Annotated in this window: 12 protein-coding genes, 1 rRNA gene and 1 riboswitch; all 13 genes read right to left on the bottom strand. The window is 39.9% G+C overall.

The genetic code is table 11. The features are described from left to right. Nucleotides 1-95: 95 nt before the first annotated feature. The 13 genes from purN to rrf all read right to left on the bottom strand — a co-directional run bounded on the left by purN (nucleotide 96) and on the right by rrf (nucleotide 11,378). Nucleotides 96-665 carry a phosphoribosylglycinamide formyltransferase gene (gene purN, locus EW028_RS19485; RefSeq protein ID WP_004225729.1) on the bottom strand — a complete coding sequence of 190 codons (570 nt, stop codon included), beginning with the start codon at nucleotides 663-665 and terminating at the stop codon, nucleotides 96-98. Continuing rightward, nucleotides 665-1,720 (bottom strand): phosphoribosylformylglycinamidine cyclo-ligase, encoded by a 1,056-nt coding sequence (purM, locus tag EW028_RS19490; RefSeq protein WP_131522006.1) that lies wholly within the window; start codon nucleotides 1,718-1,720, stop codon nucleotides 665-667. Before purM ends, purN begins: the two co-directional genes overlap by 1 nt. A gap of 84 nt (nucleotides 1,721-1,804) precedes the next feature. Then, nucleotides 1,805-3,229, bottom strand: coding sequence for an amidophosphoribosyltransferase (gene purF, locus EW028_RS19495; protein WP_004225733.1), 1,425 nt, complete (start codon nucleotides 3,227-3,229; stop codon nucleotides 1,805-1,807). After that, nucleotides 3,205-5,439, bottom strand: coding sequence for a phosphoribosylformylglycinamidine synthase subunit PurL (purL, locus tag EW028_RS19500; RefSeq protein WP_131522007.1), 2,235 nt, complete (start codon nucleotides 5,437-5,439; stop codon nucleotides 3,205-3,207). The genes purF and purL overlap by 25 nt, the downstream gene beginning before the upstream one ends. After that, a complete protein-coding gene (purQ, locus tag EW028_RS19505) occupies nucleotides 5,426-6,109 on the bottom strand; it encodes a phosphoribosylformylglycinamidine synthase subunit PurQ (protein ID WP_048394895.1) in 684 nt (227 codons plus the stop codon). Before purQ ends, purL begins: the two co-directional genes overlap by 14 nt. 2 nt (nucleotides 6,110-6,111) lie before the next feature. Continuing rightward, complete coding sequence (purS, locus tag EW028_RS19510; protein ID WP_004225741.1) at nucleotides 6,112-6,360, bottom strand: phosphoribosylformylglycinamidine synthase subunit PurS; 249 nt, start codon at nucleotides 6,358-6,360, stop codon at nucleotides 6,112-6,114. A gap of 2 nt (nucleotides 6,361-6,362) precedes the next feature. Further along, on the bottom strand, nucleotides 6,363-7,073 hold the full coding sequence (gene purC, locus EW028_RS19515; RefSeq protein ID WP_131522008.1) for a phosphoribosylaminoimidazolesuccinocarboxamide synthase: 711 nt from the start codon (nucleotides 7,071-7,073) through the stop codon (nucleotides 6,363-6,365). A gap of 128 nt (nucleotides 7,074-7,201) precedes the next feature. Further along, entirely contained in the window at nucleotides 7,202-8,497 is a 1,296-nt protein-coding gene (purB, locus tag EW028_RS19520) for an adenylosuccinate lyase (protein ID WP_131522009.1), read from the bottom strand. Nucleotides 8,498-8,510: 13 nt separating this feature from the next. Then, entirely contained in the window at nucleotides 8,511-9,635 is a 1,125-nt protein-coding gene (gene purK, locus EW028_RS19525; RefSeq protein ID WP_004225748.1) for a 5-(carboxyamino)imidazole ribonucleotide synthase, read from the bottom strand. Continuing rightward, nucleotides 9,632-10,120 carry a 5-(carboxyamino)imidazole ribonucleotide mutase gene (gene purE / locus EW028_RS19530; protein ID WP_131522010.1) on the bottom strand — a complete coding sequence of 163 codons (489 nt, stop codon included), beginning with the start codon at nucleotides 10,118-10,120 and terminating at the stop codon, nucleotides 9,632-9,634. Before purE ends, purK begins: the two co-directional genes overlap by 4 nt. Before the next feature lie 208 nt (nucleotides 10,121-10,328). Continuing rightward, a riboswitch (purine riboswitch) is annotated at nucleotides 10,329-10,427 on the bottom strand. A 93-nt stretch (nucleotides 10,428-10,520) separates the two neighbouring features. Next, a complete protein-coding gene (locus tag EW028_RS19535; RefSeq protein WP_131522011.1) occupies nucleotides 10,521-10,715 on the bottom strand; it encodes an NETI motif-containing protein in 195 nt (64 codons plus the stop codon). A gap of 140 nt (nucleotides 10,716-10,855) precedes the next feature. Further along, nucleotides 10,856-11,122, bottom strand: a complete 267-nt coding sequence (locus tag EW028_RS19540) for a hypothetical protein (protein ID WP_131522012.1) — start codon at nucleotides 11,120-11,122, stop codon at nucleotides 10,856-10,858. 140 nt (nucleotides 11,123-11,262) lie between these two features. Then, nucleotides 11,263-11,378 (bottom strand): 5S ribosomal RNA (rrf, locus tag EW028_RS19545). Nucleotides 11,379-11,645 lie beyond the last annotated feature (267 nt).

The following is an 11,645-nucleotide window of genomic DNA, read 5'->3' on the forward strand; positions in this document are numbered from 1 at the left end:
TTTATCGTGCTGTCCACGAACTGACTTGCTTCAATAGATTAATAGAGTTAGGTCTTACTTGTTGAGTAGGATTCTCGACCTAACTCCTTCTTCAGTTATTGTAATAATTGCTGTAATGCCTTTGTATATAATAAATGCTCTTGTTTATGAATTTCAGCTTCTGTTGCCTCGCGATTTCCTTCAATGACAGGTACCGCTGCCTGAGCGATAATTGGTCCAGTATCCATTCCTTCATCAACAAAATGCACTGTGACACCTGTTATTTTCACACCATGATTAATGGCTTGTCCAATAGCGTCCTTTCCAGGAAAGGCAGGCAATAGGGACGGGTGAATATTAACAATTCGCTGTGGAAAGGCTGCTAATAATACGTCACTGATTAAACGCATATACCCAGCAAGCACAATCCATTTCACATCGCACTCATGTAAAGCTTCGATAATTGCTGTCTCATAAGCTGACTTTGAGACAAACTCTTTTGGATTCAATGCTAACACTGGAATCCCAAAGTTTTCAGCACGCGTTACTACAAATGCTCCAGGCTTATCTGTGACCACTAGTGCAACCTTTGCATGGAGTTCACCACGTTCAATGGCCTCTTGAATGGCTTGAAAATTGCTACCGCTACCTGACGCGAACACGGCTATTTTTGTTGGTGCAGTCATTACGCTAAACTCCCATCATGTGAGCCATTAAATACTACTCCGTCACCTTTAATAACACGTCCGATTGTATAAGCCTTTTCACCATTTGCTTCAACTGCAGCGATTACTTTATCAGCTTCAGTTTCTGGCACAGCTATTACAAAGCCAATACCCATGTTAAACACATTATATAAATCCTTATCTTCTAGCTGACCCTTATCTTTTAGGAATTCAAAGATACGTAATACAGGCCAAGAACCTAAGTCGATTTCCGTTGCTAGTCCCTCTGGCATCATGCGTGGTAGATTTTCATAGAAACCGCCACCTGTAACATGTGCACAGCCATGTACATCTGCTGCCTTTAAAGCTGCTAGCACAGGTTTAGCATATAGCTTTGTTGGCACTAGAAGCGCCTCACCGATTGGGCCTAGATCTTCATAGCCTTCTACAATAGCATCCACAGCATATTGATGATCTGCAAAGACAATTTTACGCACTAAAGAATAACCGTTTGAATGTACACCACTTGATGCAATTCCAATAAGTACATCGCCTTCTACGATTTCTTCACCTGTCACGATAGCAGACTTTTCACAAGCGCCTACTGCAAAGCCAGCTAGATCATATTCATCTTCTTCATAAAGACCAGGCATTTCCGCAGTTTCTCCACCTATTAGAGCCGCACCTGATTGCACACAGCCATCTGCAACACCTTTGACAATTTGTTCGATTTTTGCAGGCTCTGCTTTTCCAAGAGCTACGTAATCTAAAAAGTACAGCGGTTCTGCTCCTTGAGCAACAATATCATTTACACACATTGCTACACAGTCCACACCGATTGTATCGTGCTTGTCTACCATGAAGGCTAGCTTTAGCTTTGTTCCAACACCATCTGTCCCCGAAATAAGAACAGGTTCTTTAAGATTCAGTTCTGACAAGTCAAACATGCCACCAAAACCACCAAATGTCCCCATTACACCTAGACGGTTCGTACGTTCAACATGAGACTTCATTCGTTTTACGGCTTCATAGCCCGCTTCAATATTTACACCTGCTTGTTCATATGCCTTTGACACGCAGAGTTCCTCCTTATCATCCAAGTCGCCTAAGTTTCCTAGATAGAAATGACTGTAAGACACTAATTTGTTGCGATGTTGTTCTTAACGTAATAATTCTTTTTCATGTGGCAAAATCGTATCCGGGAAAATCTCTGTTGGATATTTGCCTGTAAAGCATGCAAGACAAAGTCCTCGGTTTTCATCTTCGTATGGTCGTGCAATTGTTTCTACCATCCCCTCAACAGAAAGGAATGTCAGAGAATCTGCACCAATTGCTTCACGAATTTCATCTACATTATGACTAGAAGCAATTAGTTCTTCATGCGTTGATGTATCAATGCCATAATAACAAGGGTTTGTCATCGGCGGTGATGAAATCACAACATGAACTTCCGCTGCGCCAGCATCTTTTAGCATTTTGACAATGCGACGAGATGTTGTACCACGAACGATAGAATCATCAACCATTACTACTTTTTTTCCTTTTACGACTTGAACAACAGGTGAAAGTTTCATTTTCACACCACGTTCACGTAGCTCCTGTGTCGGCTGAATAAACGTACGACCAACATAACGGTTTTTAATAAGACCTAATTCATAAGGGATTCCACTTTCTTCTGCAAAACCAATCGCTGCGGAAATACTTGAATCAGGAACACCTGTTACAACATCTGCTTCAATATGCGCACACTCACGAGCAAGCTGTTTACCCATACGTTTTCGTGCCATATGAACGTTAATACCATCAATATCCGAATCAGGACGTGCTAAATAAACATATTCCATCGCACACATCGAACGTTTATCCATATCAGCAAAACGATCTGATTTTACGCCCTCATCATTAATAATGATTAATTCACCTGGTTCTACCGAACGAACAAATTCTGCACCAATTAAATCGAATGCACAAGTTTCAGAAGCTACCACCCAGCCATCTCCTAGCTTTCCAAGAGATAGTGGACGTAAACCATGTGGATCACGTGCAACAAGCATTTCATCCTTTGTCATAATTAAGAAAGAATAGGCACCCTTTAAAAGAGAGAGGGCATTTTTCACCTTCGCACGGAATGGTGAATGCGAACTTTTCTTAATAAGATGCGCCAACACTTCTGTATCAGAGCTAGAGTGGAAAATGCTACCTTGTCGCTCTAGATATTGCTTTAAATGTGTCGCATTGACTAAGTTACCGTTATGGGCAATTGAAAGGCTACCAGTTGAGGAGTGGAATAATAATGGCTGTACATTTTCGATACCGCCACCACCAGCAGTCGTATAACGAACATGCGCAATAGCTGCTTTGCCGTTCACTGCTTTTAATTTATCTTCGTTGAAAACATCATTAACTAGTCCTTCGCCTTTCACCGCGCGAAGATGCTGTCCGTCTGAAACGACAATTCCAGCGCCTTCTTGTCCACGGTGTTGAAGAGCATGAAGCCCGTAATAGCTAAGGTGTGCTGGATTTGGGTTACCCCAAATACCAAACACCCCACATTCTTCGTTTAAGCCTCTGAGTTCAGCAAGCATGGGATTGCTCCTTTCCAATTAGAACGGAATTCCTCCACTGTACCTTCTACAAGCACACCTTTGTCCCCGTTGATTTTCACAAGTGCATCGTTTGTTACGACACCAATTTTTTGAGCATCTTTCATGATTTCTACAAATGCTGCAGCATTTTCTTCTTTAACTGTGACAACAAAACGAGATTGACTCTCACTGAATAGCGCAGTTGTTGCAGAGCCTGTTAATGTTACATCCACACCAAGACCGTTAGCGCCAAATGTTGTTTCAGCAATCGCCACAGCTAGACCTCCCTCTGCTACATCATGCGCAGATTGAACAAGGCCTGCTTTAATCGCCTTTAATAAAGCTTGCTGACGTGTCGCTTCAACCTCTAAATCAATAGCTGGCGCTTTCCCTGAAATAACACCATTATTTAAAAGTTTTTGAAGCTCTGAACCACCAAATTCTGTTTTTGTCTCACCAATAACAAAGACAAGATCTCCTGCTGCCTTTACATCCTGTGTCGTTACATGTGCTAAGTCTTCAATAAGACCAACCATACCAATTGTTGGCGTTGGATACACCGCTTCGCCTGAACGCTCATTATAAAGAGAAACGTTACCTCCGATTACTGGAGCATTTAATGCTGTACAAGCTGCCGAAATACCATCTGCAGATTTTTCAATTTGCCAGAAGATTTCTGGTTTCTCTGGATTACCAAAGTTTAAGCAGTCTGTAATTGCAAGTGGCGTACCTCCAGTTGCAACAATATTACGAGCTGCTTCAGCTACTGCAATAGCACCGCCCACTTCTGGGTCTAGATAAATGTAGCGAGAGTTACAGTCCGTTGTCATTGCTAAGCCTTTATTTGTACCACGTACACGAATAACAGCCGCATCAGAGCCTGGTTTAACAACAGTTGAAGTACGAACCTGATAATCGTACTGATCGTATACCCATTCTTTCGAAGCAATTGTCGGTGCTTTTAATAGAGCAATTAGTGTTTCTTTGTAATCAGTCACAGCAGGTTCAGTGTTTTCGATTGCTTGGAACTGAGCATAGTATGCAGGTTCTGCAGATGGTTTATGATAAACAGGTGCATCTTCTGCTAATGCATCAGCAGGTACCTCTGCCACCACTTGTCCATTGTGTAAAAGACGAAGCATTTTATCGTCCGTTACACGACCAATTGCTACAGCATCTAAATCATATTTATCGAAAATCGCTTTAATTTCATCTTCGCGACCTTTTTTCACAACTAAAAGCATACGTTCTTGAGACTCAGACAACATCATTTCATACGCTGACATTCCTGTTTCACGCTGAGGCACTAAATCTAAGTTCATTTCTACACCAGAACCAGCCTTTGAAGCCATTTCTGCTGAAGAAGAAGTAAGACCAGCTGCACCCATATCTTGAATACCAACTAGAGCATCCGATTTTACAACCTCTAAACAAGCTTCAAGTAAAAGCTTCTCCATAAATGGATCTCCAACTTGTACCGCTGGACGTTGGTTTTCTGATTCCTCAGTTAATTCCTCAGAGGCGAATGTTGCACCATGAATACCATCACGGCCTGTTTTCGCTCCAACATACATCACTGTATTACCTACACCAGCAGCAATACCTCGTTGAATATCTTTATGATCAATTAAACCGACACACATAGCATTCACTAGGGGATTACCTTCATAGCAAGGATCAAATTGAATTTCGCCACCTACTGTTGGGATTCCGATACAGTTACCATATCCTGCGATTCCCGCTACTACTTCTTCAAATAGATATTTACCACGCGCTGACTTTAATTCACCAAAGCGTAATGAGTTTAACATTGCAATTGGACGTGCACCCATTGAGAAAACGTCACGGATGATACCACCCACACCCGTTGCAGCTCCTTGATAAGGTTCTATTGCAGATGGATGGTTATGTGATTCCATTTTAAACACTACTGCTTGTTCGTCACCAATATCAACAATACCTGCACCTTCACCTGGTCCTTGTAGTACCTGTGGCCCTTTAGTAGGGAATTTACGTAGTACTGGCTTTGAATTTTTGTACGAGCAGTGTTCAGACCACATTACTGAGAAAAGACCTGTCTCTGTCCAATTAGGTAGACGTCCTAAAATACCTTCTACCATTGCAAATTCTTCGTCTGACATCCCCATTCCAGCGTATAGCTTCTCATCTTTAATCTGCTGTGCTGTTGGCTCAAACTTAGTTGTTGACATGATTTTCCCTCCACTGCTTCACGATTGATTTAAATACTGCTAGACCGTCTGCGCCGCCCACCAGTGCATCAACAGCTCGCTCTGGGTGTGGCATCATCCCTAATACATTGCCGCGCTCGTTTATAATCCCTGCGATATCTTCTAAAGAACCGTTTGGATTGTCACCTGAGTATGTGAATACGATTTGATTATTATCTTTTAGTGATTGTAAAGTTTCCTCGTCACAGTAGTAGTTACCTTCACCATGTGCGATTGGAATATTGATGATTTGACCTTGCTCATATTGATTTGTGAATAATGTATTGTTGTTTTCAACTTTAAGCTGCACTGTACGGCACATAAATTTTAAGTTTTTATTGCGCAATAAAGCTCCTGGCAATAAACCTGCTTCCGTTAGGATTTGGAAGCCATTACATACACCTAATACAGGTTTACCAGCATCTGCTGCCTTCTTAACTTCTGTCATAATGTTAGATTGATTAGCCATTGCACCACAACGAAGATAATCCCCATAGGAGAATCCTCCAGGTACTAATACACCATCAAAACCACTTAGATCTGTTGCTGTATGCCATACATATTCTACTTCTTCACCTAGCTCGTCTTTAATCGCATGATACATATCGATGTCACAGTTTGACCCAGGGAATACGAGTACTGCGAATTTCATGATTAAATAGCCTCCTCGACTTCGTAACGGTAGTCTTCAATTACAACGTTCGTTAAAACCTTTTCACACATTTCTTTTACTAGAGTATCAATGTCACGTTCTGAATCTTTAATTGATAGTTCAAGATATTTACCGATACGTAAATCTTCTACTTCACCGTAGCCCATCTTAGCTAAAGAACCTTGTACTGCAGAGCCTTGAGGATCAAGAATACTCTCACGTAATGTTACATAGATTTTTACTTTTTTCATTGTTATTTGCCTCCGAGTCTAGAAAGTATAATAGTATAAACTTCAGTTAAATTACCAAGGTCACGACGAAAAACATCTTTGTCTAACTTTTGCTTCGTTGTTGCATCCCAAAGTCGGCATGTATCTGGTGAAATTTCATCTGCCAATAATACATGACCATCCATATCACGGCCAAACTCTAATTTAAAATCAATCAATGTCACATTGACATCTGCAAAGATCGGCTGTAGCACTTTGTTAACGGCTAATGCACCATCATAAATAGCTGTCACTTCAGTTGGTGTGGCAAGTTCAAGAACATCAATATGTTCTGTCGTAATAAGTGGGTCGCCTAAATCATCGTCTTTATAATAAAATTCAACGATTGGTCGTTTTAAAGGTGTCCCCTCTTCAAGACCTAGGCGCTTTGCTAAACTTCCAGCAGCAATATTACGAACAACTACCTCAATCGGAATAATTTCTACTTTTTTTACAAGTTGTTGTGTATCGGATAATTGTTTTACGAAATGTGACGCAATTCCGTTAGCTTGTAATTTTTCGAAAATTAATGAAGTAATGCGATTATTTAAAATGCCCTTACCTTCAATTTCCTCTTTCTTTTCACCATTGAATGCTGTTGCACTATCCTTGTACTCAACAAGTAGCACATTTGGCTCCTCTGTTGTGAACAATTTTTTTGCTTTACCTTCATACAAAAGTTGACCTTTAGTCATTTCGTTTTCCCCCTGATATTATGAGATACGCTTGTAATAATATTCAGAATTGAACCGTATCTCTACGATTCAACTCTGAAACTTTTACGGGTGGCTCTAACATTTATTATTAGATGGCTAAATAAATATTAGTTAAGTCCTAGTCGTTCAAAAATCATATCAACATGCTGTAAGTGGTAGTTGTAATCAAAACAATCATCCAACTCTTCTTTTGTTAAATAAGATGTGATTTTTTCACTTCCATCGACTAATGTACGGAACTGAACTTGCTCGTCCCAAGCCTGCATTGCTAAAGGTTGTACTGTATCATAAGCTTCTTCTCGTACTAATCCTTTATCAATCAATGCTAGTAAGATGCGTTGAGAATAAATAAGACCAAATGTACGATCCATATTACGTTTCATGTTCTCAGGGAATACTGTTAAGTTTTTCACAATATTACCGAAGCGATTTAGCATATAGTTAAGAGTAATTGTTGCATCCGGTAAAATAACACGCTCTGCAGATGAATGTGAAATATCACGCTCATGCCATAAAGCTACATTTTCATAAGCAGTCACCATATAACCTCGCATTAAACGGGACATACCAACCATGTTTTCAGAACCGATTGGATTACGCTTATGTGGCATTGCGGACGAACCTTTTTGACCTTTTGCAAAAGCTTCCTCCACTTCACGTGTTTCAGATTTCTGTAGTCCACGAATTTCTGTTGCGAATTTTTCAATTGAAGTAGCGATTAAAGCTAATGCACCTAAATACTGAGCATGGCGGTCGCGCTGTAAAGTTTGTGTTGAAATCGGTGATGCTGCAAGGCCTAATTTATCGCAAACATATTGCTCAACACGAGGATCAATATTGGCATATGTTCCAACAGCCCCAGACATTTTTCCTGTTTCAATTACTTTCGCAGCTGCTTCAAAACGTTCAAGGTTACGCTTCATTTCCTCGTACCATAAACCAAGTTTCAAACCGAAAGTTGTTGGTTCAGCATGAACACCATGTGTGCGTCCCATCATAACTGTATGTTTATGTTCTTTTGCCTTAGCAGCAATAATATCAATGAAATTTACGATATCTTTTCGTAAAATATCATTTGCTTGTTTGATTAAATAAGAAAGTGCTGTATCTACTACGTCAGTAGAAGTTAAACCATAATGTACCCATTTGCGCTCTTCTCCAAGTGTTTCAGAAACAGCACGAGTAAAGGCTACAACGTCATGACGAGTTTCTTGTTCAATTTCTAATATACGATTCACATCAAATGAAGCATTTTCACGAATTTTAGCAACATCCTCTTTTGGGATATCCCCTAACTCTGCCCATGCTTCACAAGCTAAAATTTCAACCTCTAGCCAAGCTTGGTATTTATTTTGTTCTGTCCAAATTGCGCCCATTTCGGGTCTTGTGTAACGTTCAATCATCGCGTATCTCCTTCTATTCTGACCAAATGCCAGAACTTTCGATTTGTTGTAGTGTAGCTTCTAAGTCTTTTGTCATAATCGTCACATGGCCCATTTTACGGTTGACCTTAGCTTCAGCTTTCCCATAAAGATGTATGGACCATTCAGGATATTTAGCAATTGAGTTACTGAGTGGCACGACATGCTGCCCTAATACATTGACCATAATGGACGGTGCCCATAGTTGTGGCTTACGTAACGGCCATCCACAAACAGCACGAATATGTTGATGGAATTGTGAAACATTACATGCTTCAATTGAATAGTGACCAGAATTATGAGGTCTTGGTGCTAATTCATTGATAACAATACTACCATCTTCTAATACAAACATTTCTACTGCTAGCGTTCCTACTAAATGTAAATAATCTGCAATTTTCAAAGCTTCTCGTTCGGCAGCTTGAGCTGTGCTTTCAGTTATGCGAGCAGGTACTATTGTCTCGTGAAGAATATGATGAACATGAATGTTCTCTCCAACTGGCTGACAATACGATTCACCATGACCATTTCTTTGAACAATGACCGATACTTCCTTTACGAAAGGAACAAACCCTTCTGCAATACATTGTGAATGTGTGAATAATTCTTTCGCTAAAGGCAAATCTTCAGTTGATTTTAAAAGCTGCTGTCCCTTGCCATCATAACCACCTCTTGCTGTTTTGACTATACAAGGATAACCAATCGAATCAATATTGGCTACTAATTCTTCATAAGTTTTTGCAACAATATATGGTGCTACTGGGCAACCAGCTTTCACAATAGCTTCTTTCTCTGTTATACGGTTTTGTGTAATACGTACCAACTCTGCTCCTTGAGGAACATAAGCCATTTGTGATAAACGCTTTAAGCCTTCATAATCAATATTTTCAAATTCATATGTGATAATATCACTTACTTCTGCAAGTTCTTCTAAAGCAGCTTCATCATCATATGGAGCTACAATGCGAATATCTGCTACCTGCCCACAAGGTGAGTCCATTGCTGGTTCAAGAACAGCCACTTTAAAACCTGACTCTTTTGCAGCAAGTGCCATCATTCGACCAAGTTGTCCTCCGCCTATAATGCCTATCGTTTGTCCAGGATAAATAATCTTCGTCACACTAAGTCACCTGTACTTTCTAATACTTGCTGCTTTGTTGCTTCACGTCTAGCATCTAATTTATTAGCAAGCTCCACATCTGTTGTTGACAAAATCTGAGCTGCAAGTAACCCTGCATTAGTCGCTCCTGCTTTGCCAATCGCTACAGTAGCTACAGGTACGCCACCAGGCATTTGAACGATGGATAATAGTGAATCAAGTCCATTAAGTGCTCGTGATTGAACTGGTACACCAATGACAGGTAATGTTGTTTTAGCTGCCACCATTCCTGGCAAATGTGCAGCACCGCCTGCACCAGCAATAATTACTTGTATTCCTCGCTCGCGAGCTGCCTCTGCATATTCAAACATTAAATCAGGTGTACGATGTGCAGATACAACTTTCTTTTCGTACGGTACTTGTAATTCATCTAAAATATCACATGCATGTTTCATTGTTTCCCAGTCACTTGAACTACCCATAATGACACCGATTTTCGGATTCATAAATTGTCGCTCCTTTTAAACGATAGAAAAATGATCAATTATTTATTGTGCTAGCCTCTATTTTAAATAGCTACTGCAATTCTTATTTACAAAGAAAATCCCCAAGTAAACTACTCTCTACCAGTACACGTGAAAGCAGTTTACTTGAGGATTATTCGGACAAGATCGTCTCCATGTACATAGCTGTACAAAGACCTTCTCACCATACGCCAAAAGTGCTTTCCCGCATAGTCCAGCATTTACGGTGCCGGGTAGAGACACTAGAGCCAATCCTCTAGCATATATGTGGGATCTATTTGTTTTTCCTTCTCACATTTTAACAAGGGATTGTCTTATCGTCAATCCAAAAATGCGAACATTTTTTATTAGGCGAAAAAAAATGTTCGGTTTTTAGTCAAAATCATTCGATATCTTGAGCAGGTATACCTTTAAACTGAATTTTTTGACGCAGATAAGCTGGCTCGTCATCTACGATATGAAAAAGCGGCTCTTCTTTTCGTCCTATGACCATAAAGCCATCTTTCCGCATTCTTGCCAAGCAATCCTCGATTGACTCGTTTTCCAGTACCTCATACCAAATTTGCTTTTTTCCCAACTTTTTCTTCCTTTCCATTGTACATATTCATTCACAACCAATTTGTAATTCATTATACCTTTTGTTGCTTACAGAAGTATGTAAGAACTTAAATAAATAGAAAAAAACTGCAGATTTCTCTCCACAGTTTTGATGAATGCTCATAGAATATAAAATGCCTTTAAATAGATACAAAAAAATAATAACAGTAGGAACAAATGAAGGACAACAAGAACCATACGATATCCTTTGATGCCAAATAGGGCACTGGTGATGCCTAAACCACCTAAAATAAACGGCATAAACATATTTACACGATAGAGAAGTGTAAAAAAGTTTCCATACCATTTGGTTGAATCATAGCCAAACATAAAGAATATAAGTAGTAGACTTGAGATCGAAATCGCAGAAAAAATGTTCTGCCTCATTTTGATTCCTCCATTATTAAATCCAGAATGTATCTAGGTGAAAGAATTTTCCTTTAAATCCACTTAAATATATTATAGCATTTTATGAATAGTTCACAAAATAAAAAAAAGTCATGGAATAGATCCATGACTTTATAATTGCCTAGCGACGTCCTACTCTCACAGGGGGAAGCCCCCAACTACCATCGGCGCTAAAGAGCTTAACTTCCGTGTTCGGTATGGGAACGGGTGTGACCTCTTTGCCATCATCACTAGACTTATTCGACCTCCAATACACGGCGTATTACTGCGTCAGCTGCTCTCGTTCAATCAGTCACGTACATAAGTACGCTCCTTCAATCACTCGTTTGCTTCCTTGTACTACTTGTGTCTTGAAGCTCTCTTTTTTTGTTGAAAGAGTTGTTCTTTCAAAACTGGATAAACGGTGCATTGAATGCTTCAAACGTTTTTGGTTAAGTCCTCGATCGATTAGTATTCGTCAGCTCCATGTGTCACCACACTTCCACCTCGAACCTATCTACCT

This window comes from Lysinibacillus sp. OL1 (assembly GCF_004332175.1).
Taxonomy (GTDB): Bacteria; Bacillota; Bacilli; order Bacillales_A; family Planococcaceae; genus Lysinibacillus; species Lysinibacillus capsici.

What these genes read in the sequence shown, in the direction of transcription:
- purB (WP_131522009.1), bottom strand. Translation starts at nt 8,497, where the DNA reads ATGATTGAACGTTACACAAGACCCGAAATGGGCGCAATTTGGACAGAA.
- purF (WP_004225733.1), bottom strand. Translation starts at nt 3,229, where the DNA reads ATGCTTGCTGAACTCAGAGGCTTAAACGAAGAATGTGGGGTGTTTGGT.
- purC (WP_131522008.1), bottom strand. Translation starts at nt 7,073, where the DNA reads ATGACTAAAGGTCAACTTTTGTATGAAGGTAAAGCAAAAAAATTGTTC.
- EW028_RS19540 (WP_131522012.1), bottom strand. Translation starts at nt 11,122, where the DNA reads ATGAGGCAGAACATTTTTTCTGCGATTTCGATCTCAAGTCTACTACTT.
- purL (WP_131522007.1), bottom strand. Translation starts at nt 5,439, where the DNA reads ATGTCAACAACTAAGTTTGAGCCAACAGCACAGCAGATTAAAGATGAG.
- purN (WP_004225729.1), bottom strand. Translation starts at nt 665, where the DNA reads ATGACTGCACCAACAAAAATAGCCGTGTTCGCGTCAGGTAGCGGTAGC.
- purQ (WP_048394895.1), bottom strand. Translation starts at nt 6,109, where the DNA reads ATGAAATTCGCAGTACTCGTATTCCCTGGGTCAAACTGTGACATCGAT.
- purE (WP_131522010.1), bottom strand. Translation starts at nt 10,120, where the DNA reads ATGAATCCGAAAATCGGTGTCATTATGGGTAGTTCAAGTGACTGGGAA.
- purS (WP_004225741.1), bottom strand. Translation starts at nt 6,360, where the DNA reads ATGAAAAAAGTAAAAATCTATGTAACATTACGTGAGAGTATTCTTGAT.